Source organism: Paenibacillus amylolyticus, from assembly GCF_001570725.1.
Classification (GTDB): domain Bacteria; phylum Bacillota; class Bacilli; order Paenibacillales; family Paenibacillaceae; genus Paenibacillus; species Paenibacillus amylolyticus_A.
Map to the genome: position 1 here is coordinate 3449727 of NZ_BCNV01000001.1, position 16605 is coordinate 3466331.

Below are 16605 nucleotides of genomic sequence, written 5' to 3' on the forward strand. Positions count from 1 at the left end.
GGATATTTCACGTATTTGTTTCATATATTGTCTGGAAGACAACAAGCCTGTACTATTGTCATTTAAGAAGTGGAAAGGAGAATGATCGGTGAAACGTCATTACGGCATTACCGCCTTTATATTATGCATCATTGTATTTGTATTCCTACAGCTACCATCAGCCTATGCCTATGGAGAGTCTTCACCCGAGGATACACGTGAAATATTGCAAAAAAGTCTATCCATCGTTGAAATCGATCATGAAATCGAACGCATCGCAGAAAGGCAGAAACAGCTGGCTCAACAATACGAGACATTATCCGTCCAGCTTCAGGAACAGGAACAGCAGATACATATTCAGCAAGATCGGGCCGGCGCTGTAGTTAGATCCTACTACACGGGAGAACGCGACAGTCTTCTCATGACGGTTCTGGGAGCCAGGTCATTCAAAGACCTGTTTGTACTGTATGATTATTACCAGATTATTATAGGACGGGATCAGGCTGTGCTGGACAAGTATCAAGACCGTTATCGCGACCTGCAACAGACTTCCACTCAGATTCGTCAGACTACAGCAGAATTATCTGAAATGAAAACTAATCTTCAAAACCAGCGAGAACGTGTTGTCGCCTTGCAAAAAGAAGTGGACGACCAAATAGCCACCAGCGGAGATGCGGCGGCGATTCAAAAACTGATGGACGAACTGACTCTCTATTGGGAGAATATCGGCATCTATGAGGTGAAACGATATTTTAAAGCTTTGGCATCTGCGATGCAGAACCTTCCGGACTTTATTCAAGAGCAAAACGGAGGTATATCCACAACAGGAACAACGTATACAATTCGGATTGGCCAAGATGAGCTTAATGCGTTTCTACGTTCCCAGAATTCCATCTTTGATGACTTTGCCTTTAAGTTCAATCAGGATAAGATTACAGCTTCCGGTCAGCGGGATCAGTTGCAATTAAGCATTGAAGGACATTATACGGTAGAAAATGAACCTCAAAATTCCATTCGTTTTCATGTGGACAAACTTGTATTCAATCAGCTTGAATTACCAGACACCACTCGCCGAATGCTGGAAAGAGAGTTTGACCTTGGCTTCTATCCGCAGAAAATTCTGTCCTTCGTCAAAGCCACCGATGTTTCAACAAGTGAAGGTGTACTGGAAGTAAAACTGGCTATATCTTTTTAAAGAGGTTGTTCAAAAAGTCCACTTTTGATTACGAAGGATGCCTTGTGGCATCATCAGCATCGAATATGAAATTCAGCCGAAATGTCCGTTGCTCACGTAGTTTTTCCTACGCTCCGCTACTCCATTTCTAGCTTCATTCCATCTTCTTGGTACTGAAAACCAGACTTTTTGAACATGAACTTAAAGTTAATTTGTCGCTCTGATACTATCTACGTATTGATTGGACGTGATTTCTCCCTTTAAGAATTGCTGCATTTTTTTATGAAAATGTTTTATCACAGCGTGCCTTTCGGCCGTTACAGCGGGGACATCTTCGGTTGAAAACCAGGATTGTCCCTTTGTCATGTCATAATCCCCAGCGAGCTTTTCAGACTCCACATCTAATTCCTGTTGCTTCGCAGGCAACCGATTAGTCTGTTGGTACCATTTCAACTGTGTCGTAGCAGACGTCATGCCTTCAATCCATCTGCTTGCTTCCTCTGCTTCAATCGAACCGGCAGTAATGACAAGACTTCTGGACTTCACAGTTTCCAAAGTTTCGAAAGAAATGCGCTCTAAAGAATCTTGATCACCTGTACTCACTTGCACTGCACTTAATAATTGCGATAACAATGATACAACTATCGGGGTTCCGTTCTGGTCAGCAGTCGGAGAGAACTCCGGATCGGTAGACTGGACCTTAATATGGGGCTGAAGCTGGTCCATTAACTGAATTCCCTGCTCAAGATCACCCGTTTGCGAGGAAAATTGCGATCGTTTAACTAGATCAGGTGCCATCCCCGGTTCAAAATGATTCAACCACGCACTCGTCCCGTACATATCATTCATGTTCATTGCAATTAACGGCATTCCTTCCGCTATGGATTGTTGAGTGAGTTTGGTCCACTGATCTTTACTATGAGGCAACGTCTCCAGACCAGCTTTTTTCAGAAATGAAGATTGTGCCGCCAGAATATAAGGGTCAAAATCAAAAGGCATCCCCCATTGATAACCATTCCACTCCGTCATCCCACGCAGCTCGGCAACGGTCTCCCCAAGCGACTTTGATAATGTTGTACCGTTCAACGGATACAAATGCCCTTTTTTGGCATAGTATTGCACTTCCTCACTATCAAGCAGAACCACATCCCCGTTCTCCCCTAGTGAAAACTCAAGATCCAAAACACGCTTATATGTATCCGGCTTCTCATTCCGAAGATTAATCTCTACTAACTGTGAAGCAGCAACTTCTTTGGCTATCTTTTGAAAGGCTTGAAACTCTTCATCCGACATAGCGACCACAATCTCCAGCGGAGCTTGAGCATCTTCATTACGCGAAGAAGAACCCGGGAAGGTATCCTTTTCCTGGTCACGTTCCTGATTGAGCTGCGGACCTCTGAAGTCAAAACTTGGAGACAGGATCGTTAACGAAAGCAGCAATACCGCGAACAAAACAACCTGATGTCTACGCTTCATTAACTCCCCTCCTTGTTCACCTAGTTTTTTCCTGCAGCAATTATTGTAACAAATAAGTAGTGCTCTTGTCCTACCCTGCCGAAAAACACTTTTTCGGATTTTTGCATAATAAGAGCATATCGAGTTCTGTGCAATAACGCTTTCTTATTTTTTCAGCAAAAAGCCGGCTCCAAGAGCCGGCTTCAATAGCAACATTTTCCGGGAAATAAATCCCATGAATTTACAATAAATCAGCTGCAAGCTGTGCCAGCTTGGAGCGTTCTCCTTTTTCGAGCATGATGTGTCCGCTAATCCCCTCTTGCTTGAAGCGTTCAACGATATACGTCAGACCGTTACTGGCGGAATCGAGATACGGATGGTCTATTTGTTCGGGGTCTCCCATCAAAATAATTTTACTTCCTTCACCAACCCTTGATACGATCGTTTTCACTTCATGGCGAGACAGGTTTTGAGCTTCATCAATAATGATAAACTGTCCAGGTATAGATCTTCCACGTATATACGTCAAAGCCTCCACCTGAATACTGCCAAGCCCCATTAGAATTTTATCGATATCTCCGGCTTTTTTGGTATCAAACAGGAATTCCAGATTATCATAAATCGGTTGCATCCATGGACGGAGTTTTTCTTCCTTCTCACCAGGCAAGTAACCGATATCTTTCCCCATCGGAACGACAGGACGAGCGATCAACAGTTTTTTGTATTTATGATCATCCTCTACCTTAAGCAGACCTGCTGCAAGTGCCAGCAAGGTTTTCCCTGTTCCAGCTTTACCTGTGATGGTAACAAGCGGGATGTCATCATTCAAAAGCAGTTCCAGTGCCATACGTTGTTGCGCGTTACGGGCGCTAATGCCCCAGACATTATCATTACTGAGGAAAAGCGGCTCCAACTTCGTTCCCTCTGTGTTCACTTTAAGCAAAGCCGATTTATTGGTTCCCATCTCATCCTTGAGAATGACGAATTCATTCGGATACAGCGAATAAGACAACTGTAACGGTTTGATCGGTAGAAAACGATATGTGTAAAACTCATCAATCACTGACGGGTGAACTTTTAGGGCCGTATAACCTGGATATAACTCACTGAGTCCTGCCGTCCGATCTGATAAGTAATCCTGTGTGAACAGACCAAGTACATCCGCTTTGATACGCACCAGCACATCTTTACTGACAAGCACCACTTGACGTTCGACTACTTCCTTTTCATTCTCTTCAATCTGATAATTCAAAGCGACAGCCAAAATGCGATTATCGTTGGACACTTCACCAAACATTTCTTGAACTTTCACGAAACTCCGATGATTCAGTTCTACTTTCAGATTACCTCCATTAGCCAGAGGCACCCCACTGTGCAGGTGACCCAGTTCACGTAATCCATCCAACAGTCTGGATACATTGCGGGCATTACGCCCAATTTCATCGGCATTTCTTTTTTTGGAGTCGATCTCCTCCAGTACAACCGCGGGAATGATTACCTCATGTTCCTCAAAGGCAAATATGGCATTGGGGTCATGCAGAAGCACGTTGGTATCCAATACAAAAATCTTTTTCATTCAATCCCCTCCAAAGCGGCGTCGTTAAAGGCATGGATAGTGTGATCTTTCAGCAGCGGCATGGACAATCATGATCCCATACATAAATGTATTCGACTAGGGCAAAATAATTGTCAACCATTCTGAAAAACTCCAAGAAAGGATGAACATTTATGAAAATATGGGTATGCACGCTGCTTCTGATCTTTATACTTACAGGTTGCAACACTTCCACACGCAACGCTTCGCCGAATCAGGGTACACATGCGAAAGGTTACGGAGGAAATGTAACAACTCAGCAAGATCAAAGGAAAGGATCTCACATGCTCAATGCACAGGAAGATCGGATGAACCCTTCACGTCTGGACCGTCTCAATGAGAATACAGGTGAAGTTCATGATACCAACATTTCAGATGATGCAGAAAGTGGCCGGATGCCAAATGAAAAACGGATTAATCACCTTAAAGCCCTTGCCAAGCAAGTAGAAGGTGTTGAAGATGCGAACTGCGTCATACTCGGTAATACAGCTGTAGTTGGCATTGATGTAGATGGTGAATTGGAACGTGCTCGGGTAGGTACCATTAAGTACTCTGTTGCCGAAGCGCTTCGCAAAGACCCCGAAGGTGTAGATTCCATCGTTACTGCAGATGCCGATGTCACTGAACGAATTAAAGAAATAGGTGAACATATTCGTCAAGGACATCCGATATCCGGTTTTGCTTCAGAACTCGCTGACATGGTGGGACGCATTATTCCCCAACTCCCGAAGGACGTCAAAGTCCGTCAAAATCCGGATGAATCTGAAAATCAAGAACAACAAATGCAGCAGCTGCATTCATCGGACAAAAGACAACAAAAAGCCCAGTGATCTCTCACTAGGCTTTTTTCATGGCAGCAAAAACCTGCTCATCTAATTTCTCAGCAGCACGCTGATCATATATTTTGACATATTGAGGCACAGAAGACAGTTGAGCGCCGTAAAACAGAGCATTCCTCACCGCTTCAATTGTAATGTCGAAACAGCACATATTAAATGGAACATCCTGCAGCGGATCTTGTCGTACCGCGGCACGTCCATTCACTGCGTACACTGTCTCTTCTCCAAAAATAGTAATTGTAATGAGCGGATTCGTAATCATGTTGTTTACTAAGCGTGAACGATGATCGATCGCTACACGAAAAGTAGAAGCATTCTCCGCATAAATCCAGGAGATGGCTGTTGAAGTCGGACCTCCAGATTCTACATCCACTGTGCTCAGAAGCACAAAGGTCTCATTCTTGAATTGCTGTAAAAGAGATTCAGTTAATTGTGTGACGGCTTCGGACATTCAACCAGCCCCCTAACCTTCTTTATGCAATTCTTAAACTTGGTTTATGTTATTATAGCATACCAATTAACGTGCTTCCAATCCCAAAAGAATGGAGGTTATTCGGCTGAAGGTGAAGACGTTACTTTACCTGAAAGTGTATCTTGCAAAGCCTGCTTCGCATTGGCGAGTTCAGTCTCATTAATATACACATATGGACTTCTCCACTCTCCGGTAACCGGAGTATAATGTACATCCGAAGTAGAAATGTTCCAATACGTCGAGATAAAGTTTTTCATTTGTTCCGATTCCACATCTGTCGTCATGTTATCGTCAACTGCACCAATCACTTTGCTAATCTTCGTAATGCCCCCAAGAGATTTCATCTGATCCAGCATGGAGTTCAACACTTGGTTTTGGCGTTTATTACGATCAAAGTCGTTGGATTCAGCAGTCTTTGGATTACAATTGGATTTGCGGTAACGAACAAAATCCAGTGCCGCTTTACCATCGAGATGTTGTGGGCCAGCGACCAGATTGATATCGGTACCGTCGGCTGTATCTCTGTAACACATATTTTTATCCACAGTTACATCCACGCCACCTACGGCATTGACAGCATCACGGAATGCTTGGAAATTCAGGACGGTTGTATAATTAATATCTACATCCAAATACTTGCCCATCATTTCTTTCATCTGATCCTCTGCATTTTTGCCAGAGGTCTTTTCCTGTGCTTTGAACCTTGGATAATAGGAGTTTAGCTTGTTGGATTTGTAGCCATCCAATTGAATACGCGTGTCTCGGGGCAATGATACAATGGTTGCCGTCTTGGTCTGCGGATTCAACGAAGCTACCATAACCACATCCGAGAGATATGTGCCGGTTTCCGGACGGTTATCTGTTCCAAGCAACAGCATCGTGATTGGTTTCGTTGTGGCTGACATCCCCGGAGGTACCGGTTTGTCGATGCCTGTATCCACGACTTGATTGTATACCCAATATGCATATCCGCCGCCTACCACAATAGCAATAACCAATAGACTTAAAAAGATTCTGCCAAAAGCATTCATTCTCTTTTTCTTCTTAGGCTTCTTGCCCTTGCCATTCTTCGATCCAGAAGCGCCGGATTGCGTCGGTGCCTGTCTCCGTGGAGGCAGTCCGTTCGAATTCGAGTTCATATCTTCAACACCTTTATCACATCTGTTTTTGTCTAAATAAAAGACAACCGCTTTCCCTAAGGAAAACGGATGGTCTGTACAAGACAAGATTTATGAGTTTCGAGCGGCAGCTTCCGCTTTTTTCTTTTGACGACCTTCAATAAAATAACGCACTCTCACTAATAACATCAAACCAACCGCTACCAACAAACATTGAATGATGGGAAGCTTGTCGATTTGAAAAATAAGAAGCATGAATGTGCCCATCGCCATCAATATATAGAGAACGATTTCCTTACCAAGCGGTAATTTCTGACGTACCCGAAACACCTTGTTATATACGTAAGTAATCAATACAAAGATGACGATGTAGGCTACGATCGGGTGTGATGCGAACCATGCTTGCATGCACAGCCAGCTCCTTTCGTTATCATGCTAGGATATAAGTTAACTAGTTGATGGAGCACCACCAACAACATTAATTACAAAGCTCTGCATGTGACCGTTTCGGATTCGGATCGTTCTTTTGGTCGCTGTTATCCCCAGATTTTTTTGATTCATTTTTCAATGGTAAAATCCGGGGATAAAGGCGAACGCTTCGCTCCTACAGAATCGATTCCGTATCCTCCACTACTTTAGTGGGTTGTAATCAACGCCGATGGTGCAAATGTGTTCCATCAAATGCTAACTTATATAAATTATTTTGTTGTTATTAGGCTTTAGAAGCCATTTTGCGTTGTTTTTCTGCACGTTCACGCTCGGATTTGTTCAGAATCTTCTTACGAAGACGAATAGATTTTGGTGTAATCTCACAATATTCATCTTCATTCAGATATTCAAGCGCCTGTTCCAACGAGAAGATAATCGGAGTTTTAATTTTAACCGTATCATCTTTACCAGAAGAACGAACGTTAGTCAGTTGTTTTTCTTTGCAGATGTTAACAACAATATCATTGTCACGTGTATGTTCACCAACAATCATACCTTCGTAGATCTCAGTACCCGGCTCCAAGAAGAGCGTACCGCGATCCTCAACGCCCATCATGCCATAGAACGTAGATGTACCCGTTTCAGTAGAGATCAGTACACCTTGGTGACGTCCACCCACTTGACCGGATACTACTGGAGCGTAGCTGTCAAATGCATGGTTCATTACACCGTAACCACGAGTCAATGTCAGGAAGTTTGTGCTATAACCGATCAAACCACGTGCTGGAATCAGGAACTCCAGACGAACTTGACCACTACCTGTGTTAACCATGTTAACCATCTCTGCTTTACGTGCACCCAGGCTCTCCATTACGGAACCCATGCTCTCTTCAGGGATATCAATCAACAAGCGCTCAACAGGTTCCATTTTCTTACCGTCAACTTCTTTAATGATAACTTCTGGCTTGGATACTTGAAGCTCATATCCTTCACGACGCATATTTTCAATCAGGATACCCAAGTGAAGCTCACCACGACCGGAAACGATAAATGCATCAGGGCTTTCCGTTTCATCAACACGAAGGGAAACGTCTGTTTCCAATTCTTTCAACAAACGCTCACGAAGTTTACGGGAAGTTACCCATTTACCTTCACGACCTGCGAAAGGACTGTTGTTCACGAGGAACGTCATTTGCAGTGTAGGCTCATCAATTTTCAATACTGGAAGCGCTTCGGGATTGTTCGGATCAGCGATGGTTTCACCAATGTTGATGTCCTTGATTCCTGCAATCGCAACGATGTCGCCTGCTCCTGCTTCTTCTGTCTCAACACGCTTGAGACCTTGGAAACCAAACAGTTTTTCGATACGTGCAGTTTTGCTCTTACCATCACGCATAATAACCGTAACCGATTGTCCTTGACGGATCACACCGCGGTTAACACGACCAATGGCAATACGGCCAAGGTATTCATTGTAGTCCATCAAAGTAACGAGGAATTGAAGTGGCTCTTCAACATTCTCTGTTGGGTGAGGGATATGACTAACGATCGTATCGTAGATCGCCATCATGTTGTCGTCCTGTTTTGCAGGATCATTATCCATGCTGGATGTTCCGTTCAATGCGGAAGCATATACAACAGGGAATTCAAGTTGTTCATCGTTGGCACCCAGTTCAATGAACAGGTCCAGTACTTCATCAATAACCTCAGTCGGACGAGCCGCTGGACGGTCAATTTTGTTTACAACAACGATTGGTGTCAGATTGTGCTCCAGAGCTTTACGAAGTACAAACTTCGTTTGTGGCATACAGCCTTCATATGCATCAACAACGAGCAATACGCCGTCAACCATTTTCATGATACGTTCCACTTCACCACCGAAGTCGGCGTGTCCTGGTGTATCCACAATGTTGATCAGATAATCTTTATAAGTTATAGCCGTGTTTTTGGCCAAAATCGTAATACCGCGTTCACGCTCCAAATCGTTGGAGTCCATTGCGCGCTCCTGTACCGTTTCGTGATCACGGAAAGTACCGGATTGCTGGAGCAACTTGTCGACGAGCGTAGTTTTCCCGTGGTCGACGTGGGCAATAATCGCAATATTGCGAATGTGTTCTCTTGAATGCATGGTTTGTATCCATATCCTTTCCAATTTCAATTCTTATCTACTAAACTTCCCGCAATTTCGCAGGTTACTCACAAAATAAGCGTCGGTGATATCCCGACGCATGTCTATATCCCTTATATTATAGTTTATTATAGGTAAAAATCAAGATATTTCGCACGAAAAGACCACTGGGAATGTTACCAGCCTCTCCCTTGACGTCCTCGTCCAAGCAATAACCAGACTCCGCCCAAGATCAAAAGGACAGCAAGTACATATATTATTCCCGTTTGCAGCAAGGTAAATCCGAATAATATGATCGATACCGCACCAAGGATCAAAGCTGCAGGTAACACATATTCCGGTCTTCGACGCTCAGCCATTCCATATTCGAGTAACCCTATGGCGATCCCCAGCAAGAATGCTGGCCACAACCTGCTCATAAGTCCTGCACCCCATGTGTTCGTTATACTGAATAAAACACCATACACCGTTAGTATGCCTGCAGGAACGAGTGACCAGGATGGTGAAATACGCGCATAGTATAACGCATGAAGGGCGATGCCTGGCAGCAAGAACAGCAAAGGCCAGAAATTACGACCAATGAAGCCAAACACACCAAACTTTCCAAGCAGAATAATTATTCCCGCAGCTACAATAAATAGTCCAATCGCTTTTTCATTTCTCATCCTCATCTGCAATCACCTCTTATACCATGGCTATGTACTTTATTTCTTAATAAACGATATGCATTCCATTCTGACTGTTGATTTCCAAACCTGTAATCCTGCTTCTAGTGTATCCGATGTTTCTGCAAAAAACTATACTTTATGTCGCACTTTGCATGTGTCCTTTACCTGTATTACCCTAAAATGCGCAACTTATGACTCCCCCCATGGGAGTTGCATTGACAAGAAGATTTCTCTCCACACAAAACCGCCTAAACCGGACGGTTCAGACGGCCATATGTCCAAGCTTTTACTTGAAACTAAACTATGCGTTCTTCCGCACAAATTTGTGTGCGCCTCCAACTGCGATCACAAGACAAGCCATTGCTGCGGGTAGCAGCGTATGCACCTCTGATGCCATTCCTCCCAGCCATTCTCCTAACTTGGGATCTTTTATCACCATCTCACCTGCTGTGAAGGCCAGAATGCCTGAGCCGACGAATACCAGAATCGGAAATCGCTTCAACAAACCAACAATTAAACCACTCCCCCATACGACAATAGGGATACTGATTGCAATTCCGATGACGATCAGAGCCAGGTCTCCATCCGCCAATGCCGCTATGGCCAAGACATTGTCCAGACTCATTACAAAATCGGCAATCAGAATGGTTTGAATGGCTTTCCAGGTCGTGGATGCTTCTCGAATATGTACTTCATCCTCATTTTGAAGCAGCAGCTTCACTGCAATCCATAGTAACAGTAACCCACCTGCGGCCTGGATAAACGGAATTCCCAGCAATAATACTGCTACGAAGGTTAGTACGCAGCGTAACACAACCGCACCAAAAGCCCCCCACCATACCGCCTTTTTACGTTGTATCGGTGGCAGATCCTTGCTGGCAAGCGCAATAACAACCGCATTATCTCCACTCAATACCAGATTGATCATTAAAATTTCAGTTAACAGCCATAGTGTATCCATGTCCTCATCCCCCCACATTAACTTGTATGTCAGAGTTGTCCATGCTATTCTTAATGATTGAACCGTATATAAGGAGTGACATATCACATGGAGCTATTTAGTCCCACTTTCTGGCTGGCTTTGCTGAACGTTGTCTTTATTGATCTCATTCTGGCTGGAGACAATGCCATCGTCATTGGCCTTGCAGCTCGAAATTTGCACCCTTCCGTGCAGAAAAAGGCGATTCTATACGGAACGGGCGGCGCATTACTGATTCGAATTTTGGCAACGGTTGTTGTTTTATGGCTGCTTAAGGTGCCTTGGCTCTTGCTTGTTGGGGGCATACTTCTGATCTGGATTGCCTATAAATTATTGGCGGATCAGGGAGATGAACACAATGATATCCAGGCAGGTACTTCCCTGTGGACCGCTATTCGAACCATTGTAATCGCGGATGCAGCCATGGGACTCGATAACGTGATTGCAGTCGCCGGAGCTGCGCAGCAGCATCTTGTGCTTGTCATTCTCGGACTCCTGATCAGCGTACCGATTATCGTGTGGGGCAGCACCTTGTTTATCAAGCTGATCAATCATTTCCCTTGGATCATCTATGTCGGAGCCATCGTTCTCGGGTATACAGCTTCCAATATGATCACTGAGGAGCAGCGACTTTTGCCTTACTTTACTGAACATCCGGCATTGCGCATTCTCTTCATCGTTGTCGTTATTGCAGGCGTAGTATTTGCAGGTTATCGCAAACGCTCCAGTAGCTCCAGCAACAAGGGATCTGGCGGGGAGCAGCAGCGCTCTTACTCATAGGAAAATCTAATCTTAAAATGTCTTCTGAATACAGCAAAGGACTGAACGATATTTCATCGGACAGTCCTTTTTTGCAGTTAACATAGCCCTTATTATGTCAGCCATGCTAATTTTTATTTAGTTTAGAACCAGTCATCCTTCATGCCATTGTCGCCTGCCTGATTGGATAACATGGAAGTTTCACCGGCATGCAGTGTGATCGTTTCTGTCTGCTCTACCGCCTGATCCAGCCATTCCGGCAACAGGCTCATTGTCGATTCAATTTTATCCACAATCCGAAGATTTGGATTGGTTGAAGGCGACTTTGGCACGAAGAGAGTGCAGCAATCCTCATATGGCAAAATAGATATGTCATACGTTCCGATCTGTTTGGACAAGGTGATGATCTCCTGTTTATCCATCATAACCAATGGCCGTAGCAGCGGCAGATCCGTCGCACGACCAATGACATTCATACTCGGAAGCGTCTGACTCGCTACTTGGCCCAAGCTATCTCCTGTAATTAGTGCCAGTGCACGTTCACGCTCGGCAAGTTTGGAGGCAATTCGCAGCATTGAACGTCTCATCAAGGTAATAATCAGGTTATCCTGACCCAGTTGGGTAAATGCCGTTTGAATCTCTGTAAACGGAACTAGATGCAGCTTGATTGTTCCTGCATGATCAGCAAGGGCACGCGCCAAATCAATGACTTTCTCTTTGGCACGCTCGCTTGTGAACGGGTAACTGTAGAAATGCACACATTCCACTTCAAGTCCACGGCGCATGGAAGACCACGCTGCAACGGGACTATCTATTCCACCTGACAGCAGTACCATCGCTTTTCCATTCGTACCCAGCGGAAACCCACCTACTGCCGGAATGGTTTCGTTGAAAATATAGGTACCCTGATCCCGAATTTCCACTCGCAGTTCAATATCAGGTTGACGAACATCAACACTTAATTGCTGAAACTTCCGTAGGATTGGTGAACCAACCAGATGATTCATTTCATGGGAAGAGTTCGGGAACTCTTTCCATACCCGCCTTACATTTACCTTAAATGTGGTGCCTTCTTTGAATTCGTCTTGCCTTTCGTCCATAAACGCAACTGCTGTTTTCACAATCTCATCTAGCTCGGATGGAGTAACTTTAACCGGACTAATCGACATTACACCGAAGACCCGCTTCAGCACCTTAATCAGTTCAGTATGTGATTCACCGCCAAGATCCACATAGACACGGCCATATTCTTTGCGAAGGCTCGCTCCTGGATAAGGTTTAAGCAAAGCCTTCACCTGTGTAATGATCGTTTTTTCAAATCGGGCACGATTCTTGCCTTTTAACATAAACTCTCCGAAACGGAGAAGCAGCATATCATATTTCATATCCATTACATCCGCCTTTCGAGGGGCCGCAACTGCGCCACCATCTGATGTAGAGCCTGTTCAAGCAAGGCTACATCTTTTTCTGTATGTTCATCTCCAAGACTAATACGCAATCCCCCACCAGCACAAGCTGCATCTCTGCCCATCGCAAGTAGAGCCCGACTCGGTTCAGCCGAACGCGAAGAACAGGCAGATTGGGTCGATATGGTTACGCCAAGTTGCTCCAAGGTGTGCAGCGCCACTTCTGCCTTCATCCCAGGATAGGAGAAGTGCACAATATGAGGGGCCCCCTCTAAGCGACTGTTCAACTCAAATTCAGGAATGGAATGTATCGTTTCCATCAACCGATCACGAAGCACCGTTGTACGTCGAGCAAAGTCAACCTGATCCTCTGCGGCCATTCGCATGGCCTTTGCCATGCCTACCAGCAAAGCCACGTTCTCTGTGCCTGCTCTTAGGCCCTGCTCCTGTGCCCCCCCTGACAATAGTGGCGTAAGCTCCACTCCACTTCGCACATACAGGAGACCTGCTCCCTTCGGTCCACGGATCTTGTGAGCAGACAGACTGTACAAATCTGCACTCCAAGCGGCAGGTGTAGCCTTCATTTTCCCAAAGCCCTGAACACCATCCACATGGAAAAGCACGCGTGGTGCTTTCTTTTTGAGCTGTTTTCCGATCTCTGCAATCGGATGGATGGCACCTGTTTCATTGTTTACATGCATCAGACTCACAAGCACCGTATCCGGTCTGATCACGTCTACAACCTGCCGAGCGTCTACCACACCATCAGAATTGACAGGAATTAGCGTCACGTCCCATCCCCACTGCTGCAATTGCATAAAACTTTCATACACCGAAGCATGCTCGGTAGCCGTTGTTATGATGTGTCTGCCTCGTGACTGATAACGTAATGCCGCACCTTTTATTGCGAGATTATTACTCTCGGTCGCACCGGAAGTAAATACAATCTCTTCAGGCTTAACACCTATTGCCGTAGCACATCCGGATCGAGCACGACGCAACAATTGATCGGCACGCTCCCCATACCCGTGAATGGAAGACGGATTTCCGAATTGTGTTTCCATAATTTCGGCCATCGTACGAATCACATCAGGATGAGGAGGTGTCGTTGCAGCATAATCAAAATATTTCAATGAGGTTAGACCTCCCTTATCTCTTCGTTCATAAACCTACAGTGAGCATTGTAACACGATACGCATACAACACAAAAAGACCAACCGGGAACAGGCGTTTCAAGCGCTACTGCTCCCACCTTTGATCTCATCTTGCAATGATGTGTTAACGCAAATGTCTTTCTGTAAGTCTAGATCACATATTTCAACTGTGCCTTCTCTACTTTGGAGATATAATTCTGAGTTTCTGAAGGCAGACGATTAAGTGCACTCATCAGTTCACTATCACTAGACACGCCCAGACGTGAGACACGACCCGGTCCTGCATTATATGCAGCAAGTGCCATCTTCACTTCTCCACCGAAACGCTGGAGCTGAAGGGAAAGATACTTCGTACCCGCATCAATGTTCTGGGCAGGGTCAAATGAATTACTTACACCCAGCCCTGCAGCCGTGCCATCCATTAATTGCATAAGCCCCTTGGCACCTGCGGAGGACACTATATTCGGGTTGAAGTTGGATTCTGTGTCAATAACGGCTTTGATCAATGATTCAGGAACACCATACTTGGCACTTGCCTCTGCAATCAAAGATTCATAATCCGTAGGTACAGATGCACCGGAATCCACAATTCCTGTATTGGATGAAGATAATAAAGACTCAACGATGTTATTGGAGACAGAGGACGATCCTGCCGTATTTATATCCGGATTGTACGTGCTTCCGAGTTGCAGCCACAACAGGCCATCACTGGATCTTTTGGAGACCGTAGCGGTGGAATCTGTATTGCTCGTCGAATTGGCACCCGTACCTAACAGCCCGTCCATCACATTGGCGAAATCCACTGTTGAACCAGCATCCGATTGTGATTCACTGGTTTGGTTATTCACATTGGACAATTGCAGTTCCAACAACTGCCGCGATCCGCTTGGATCAATCTGCATGAGTTATACCCACTCCCGTATAATTAAGCGTATTATGACCTTATTCTACATCGTTTTACAGCAAGGTTCCATTGTTTTCAAAAAAATATATGAATCTTCCCACTTAACCTGCGCATATACGAAAGAAACCTTCTGTTATTCACCGCATTTGGGTGAGAACAGAAGGCTTTTGACTAAATCATTTTACAATTTAGCGAGCGAATGGAATCATGAAAAAATAACTCAGCGTAGCTACAATACCCAGTCCAATGGACCAAGCTCCCGCTGTCTTACGACCATTCACATAAGCATAGTAACCCAGTACGGCTGCGGCTGGTCCAAGTACAATTGACCACATGAACAAGGACGCGATACCGAAGGCAAGTCCCATGTAACCCGCGACCTTACCTGTTGATTCCATGACCCGGTCAGCCTCATGCTTCTCAGGTACAGGCTCTGCCCGTTCGGTACCTCCAGTTCTTACAACAGACGGAGGAGCGACCTCTGCCCCGTATTCTTCCCGATGTGCTTTTCTGGGATAATCGACACGCATACGCTGTTTTTCACCGTCAACATTGATTTTAGGACGATCTTGAAAATTAAACTTATTATCCTCATTTTTCATTTGGAAGCACCTCCGTTATAAATAGGGATGACTGCTCACTTGGGTTTGAACGTGTGACAGCATGTTGCAGAGGATGTGCGTGCATGATCATGGTGATCGGAGTCAAATGTCTCACCGGCAAATTCCTCATGCAGACGACGGGTGGCATGTTGGTCAATGTCAATCATGATGGCATCAGCTTGGCAGAAGTTGTTTTCTCCCCAGAAGTTGCAGTTGGAGACGCTGCATTTGACTATTGGTTTGTCTTGGCTCATTTTTTATCACCTCGACACTATTGTCTCCCCGCCACAAACCCGATATTCCCCGCACAAATGCCAGATGATGACATGATCACGCCTTGTCTGATTCTCACCTGAAGACACAAAAAAACCGCCACAAGGGCGGTTTCGTCCAATTTCATATTAAGGTTTAAACGTTCATTAAGCGTGATTACGTTGATTTTGCATACGGCGCTGAGTCAAGTAGTCACTTTCATAATATGCCAGATCATCGCGCAATTCTTCGTACGTTTTGGAAACCTCAAGAATGACATCCCGTACTGCACGGATTGGCTTGTCACGGAAACGAATGGCATCTTGTCCTGTGTAAGCGTATCTTCCATCTTCGGAATAACATTCATTTTTGGGATAGAAAAAGCTGTTTACGCATTGGTGATACGTATTATAAAGAGCCTTTTCGGCAAAATCGACATCAAAGTTGGCACGACGCAGCACAACGCCAAGTTTTTCGTAAGAAACTTCAGAAAAAACGAGCAAATGACGGAGATCTGAAAGAAATCCTTTGTAGAAGGCTGTTGATTCTTCCGTCTGATTCTGATCCAGTTCAGGCAAGGCATTTTCATTCAAAAATTTTTCAATCCGATCGATAGCCGGTTTTAACTTTTCCCTAGTTGACTCACATGTTTTCTGTACATTGGCTGCTGACATAAAGGTAGCTCCCCCTTAA

Annotated in this window: 17 protein-coding genes; 3 read left to right on the plus strand and 14 right to left on the minus strand. The window is 44.8% G+C overall.

The features are described from left to right. Positions 1-88: 88 nt before the first annotated feature. Positions 89-1174, plus strand: a complete 1086-nt coding sequence (locus tag PAHA3_RS15310; RefSeq protein WP_062835471.1) for a hypothetical protein — start codon at positions 89-91, stop codon at positions 1172-1174. A 186-nt stretch (positions 1175-1360) separates the two neighbouring features. On the opposite strand, the gene PAHA3_RS15315 is transcribed toward PAHA3_RS15310, so the two are convergent. Continuing rightward, a complete protein-coding gene (locus PAHA3_RS15315; protein WP_062835472.1) occupies positions 1361-2629 on the minus strand; it encodes an ABC transporter substrate-binding protein in 1269 nt (422 codons plus the stop codon). 220 nt (positions 2630-2849) lie between these two features. After that, on the minus strand, positions 2850-4184 hold the full coding sequence (locus tag PAHA3_RS15320; RefSeq protein WP_024628438.1) for a PhoH family protein: 1335 nt from the start codon (positions 4182-4184) through the stop codon (positions 2850-2852). 152 nt (positions 4185-4336) lie between these two features. On the opposite strand from PAHA3_RS15320, the gene PAHA3_RS15325 reads away from it, so the two are divergent. Beyond that, on the plus strand, positions 4337-5032 hold the full coding sequence (locus PAHA3_RS15325; RefSeq protein WP_062835473.1) for a YhcN/YlaJ family sporulation lipoprotein: 696 nt from the start codon (positions 4337-4339) through the stop codon (positions 5030-5032). A 7-nt stretch (positions 5033-5039) separates the two neighbouring features. On the opposite strand, the gene PAHA3_RS15330 is transcribed toward PAHA3_RS15325, so the two are convergent. From PAHA3_RS15330 to PAHA3_RS15355, 6 genes are all read right to left on the minus strand, one after another. After that, the gene (locus PAHA3_RS15330; protein WP_062835474.1) at positions 5040-5492 is read right to left on the minus strand and encodes a pyridoxamine 5'-phosphate oxidase family protein; all 453 of its coding nucleotides are present in this window, start codon (positions 5490-5492) and stop codon (positions 5040-5042) included. Between the two features lie 98 nt (positions 5493-5590). After that, entirely contained in the window at positions 5591-6652 is a 1062-nt protein-coding gene (locus tag PAHA3_RS15335) for an LCP family protein (protein WP_062835475.1), read from the minus strand. 90 nt (positions 6653-6742) lie between these two features. Then, positions 6743-7039 carry a YlaH-like family protein gene (locus PAHA3_RS15340; protein WP_036614990.1) on the minus strand — a complete coding sequence of 99 codons (297 nt, stop codon included), beginning with the start codon at positions 7037-7039 and terminating at the stop codon, positions 6743-6745. A gap of 304 nt (positions 7040-7343) precedes the next feature. Continuing rightward, positions 7344-9188, minus strand: coding sequence for a translational GTPase TypA (typA, locus tag PAHA3_RS15345; protein WP_062835476.1), 1845 nt, complete (start codon positions 9186-9188; stop codon positions 7344-7346). Positions 9189-9364: 176 nt separating this feature from the next. Further along, positions 9365-9859, minus strand: a complete 495-nt coding sequence (locus tag PAHA3_RS15350; protein WP_062835477.1) for a hypothetical protein — start codon at positions 9857-9859, stop codon at positions 9365-9367. A gap of 298 nt (positions 9860-10157) precedes the next feature. Next, on the minus strand, positions 10158-10817 hold the full coding sequence (locus tag PAHA3_RS15355; protein WP_062835478.1) for a TerC family protein: 660 nt from the start codon (positions 10815-10817) through the stop codon (positions 10158-10160). An 87-nt stretch (positions 10818-10904) separates the two neighbouring features. On the opposite strand from PAHA3_RS15355, the gene PAHA3_RS15360 reads away from it, so the two are divergent. Further along, positions 10905-11615 carry a TerC family protein gene (locus PAHA3_RS15360; RefSeq protein ID WP_062835479.1) on the plus strand — a complete coding sequence of 237 codons (711 nt, stop codon included), beginning with the start codon at positions 10905-10907 and terminating at the stop codon, positions 11613-11615. Between the two features lie 122 nt (positions 11616-11737). Here the strand turns inward: PAHA3_RS15360 and thiI are convergent, their stop codons facing one another. From thiI to PAHA3_RS15390, 6 genes are all read right to left on the minus strand, one after another. Next, a complete protein-coding gene (gene thiI, locus PAHA3_RS15365) occupies positions 11738-12979 on the minus strand; it encodes a tRNA uracil 4-sulfurtransferase ThiI (protein WP_062836128.1) in 1242 nt (413 codons plus the stop codon). A 5-nt stretch (positions 12980-12984) separates the two neighbouring features. Continuing rightward, positions 12985-14133 (minus strand): cysteine desulfurase family protein, encoded by a 1149-nt coding sequence (locus tag PAHA3_RS15370; RefSeq protein WP_062835480.1) that lies wholly within the window; start codon positions 14131-14133, stop codon positions 12985-12987. 170 nt (positions 14134-14303) lie between these two features. Beyond that, positions 14304-15056, minus strand: a complete 753-nt coding sequence (locus PAHA3_RS15375; RefSeq protein ID WP_062835481.1) for a lytic transglycosylase domain-containing protein — start codon at positions 15054-15056, stop codon at positions 14304-14306. Between the two features lie 190 nt (positions 15057-15246). After that, the gene (locus tag PAHA3_RS15380; protein ID WP_062835482.1) at positions 15247-15660 is read right to left on the minus strand and encodes a hypothetical protein; all 414 of its coding nucleotides are present in this window, start codon (positions 15658-15660) and stop codon (positions 15247-15249) included. Positions 15661-15695: 35 nt separating this feature from the next. Beyond that, positions 15696-15914, minus strand: coding sequence for a DUF1540 domain-containing protein (locus PAHA3_RS29880; RefSeq protein ID WP_076211597.1), 219 nt, complete (start codon positions 15912-15914; stop codon positions 15696-15698). A gap of 165 nt (positions 15915-16079) precedes the next feature. Beyond that, positions 16080-16586, minus strand: a complete 507-nt coding sequence (locus PAHA3_RS15390; protein ID WP_062835484.1) for a YpuI family protein — start codon at positions 16584-16586, stop codon at positions 16080-16082. Positions 16587-16605: the final 19 nt, after the last annotated feature.

Coding starts and splice junctions, on each gene's coding strand:
- PAHA3_RS15315 (WP_062835472.1), bottom strand. CDS start 2,629: ATGAAGCGTAGACATCAGGTTGTTTTGTTCGCGGTATTGCTGCTTTCG.
- PAHA3_RS15320 (WP_024628438.1), bottom strand. CDS start 4,184: ATGAAAAAGATTTTTGTATTGGATACCAACGTGCTTCTGCATGACCCC.
- PAHA3_RS15325 (WP_062835473.1), top strand. CDS start 4,337: ATGAAAATATGGGTATGCACGCTGCTTCTGATCTTTATACTTACAGGT.
- PAHA3_RS15330 (WP_062835474.1), bottom strand. CDS start 5,492: ATGTCCGAAGCCGTCACACAATTAACTGAATCTCTTTTACAGCAATTC.
- PAHA3_RS15335 (WP_062835475.1), bottom strand. CDS start 6,652: ATGAACTCGAATTCGAACGGACTGCCTCCACGGAGACAGGCACCGACG.
- PAHA3_RS15340 (WP_036614990.1), bottom strand. CDS start 7,039: ATGCAAGCATGGTTCGCATCACACCCGATCGTAGCCTACATCGTCATC.
- typA (WP_062835476.1), bottom strand. CDS start 9,188: ATGCATTCAAGAGAACACATTCGCAATATTGCGATTATTGCCCACGTC.
- PAHA3_RS15350 (WP_062835477.1), bottom strand. CDS start 9,859: ATGAGGATGAGAAATGAAAAAGCGATTGGACTATTTATTGTAGCTGCG.
- PAHA3_RS15355 (WP_062835478.1), bottom strand. CDS start 10,817: ATGGATACACTATGGCTGTTAACTGAAATTTTAATGATCAATCTGGTA.
- PAHA3_RS15360 (WP_062835479.1), top strand. CDS start 10,905: ATGGAGCTATTTAGTCCCACTTTCTGGCTGGCTTTGCTGAACGTTGTC.
- thiI (WP_062836128.1), bottom strand. CDS start 12,979: ATGAAATATGATATGCTGCTTCTCCGTTTCGGAGAGTTTATGTTAAAA.
- PAHA3_RS15375 (WP_062835481.1), bottom strand. CDS start 15,056: ATGCAGATTGATCCAAGCGGATCGCGGCAGTTGTTGGAACTGCAATTG.
- PAHA3_RS15380 (WP_062835482.1), bottom strand. CDS start 15,660: ATGAAAAATGAGGATAATAAGTTTAATTTTCAAGATCGTCCTAAAATC.
- PAHA3_RS29880 (WP_076211597.1), bottom strand. CDS start 15,914: ATGAGCCAAGACAAACCAATAGTCAAATGCAGCGTCTCCAACTGCAAC.
- PAHA3_RS15390 (WP_062835484.1), bottom strand. CDS start 16,586: ATGTCAGCAGCCAATGTACAGAAAACATGTGAGTCAACTAGGGAAAAG.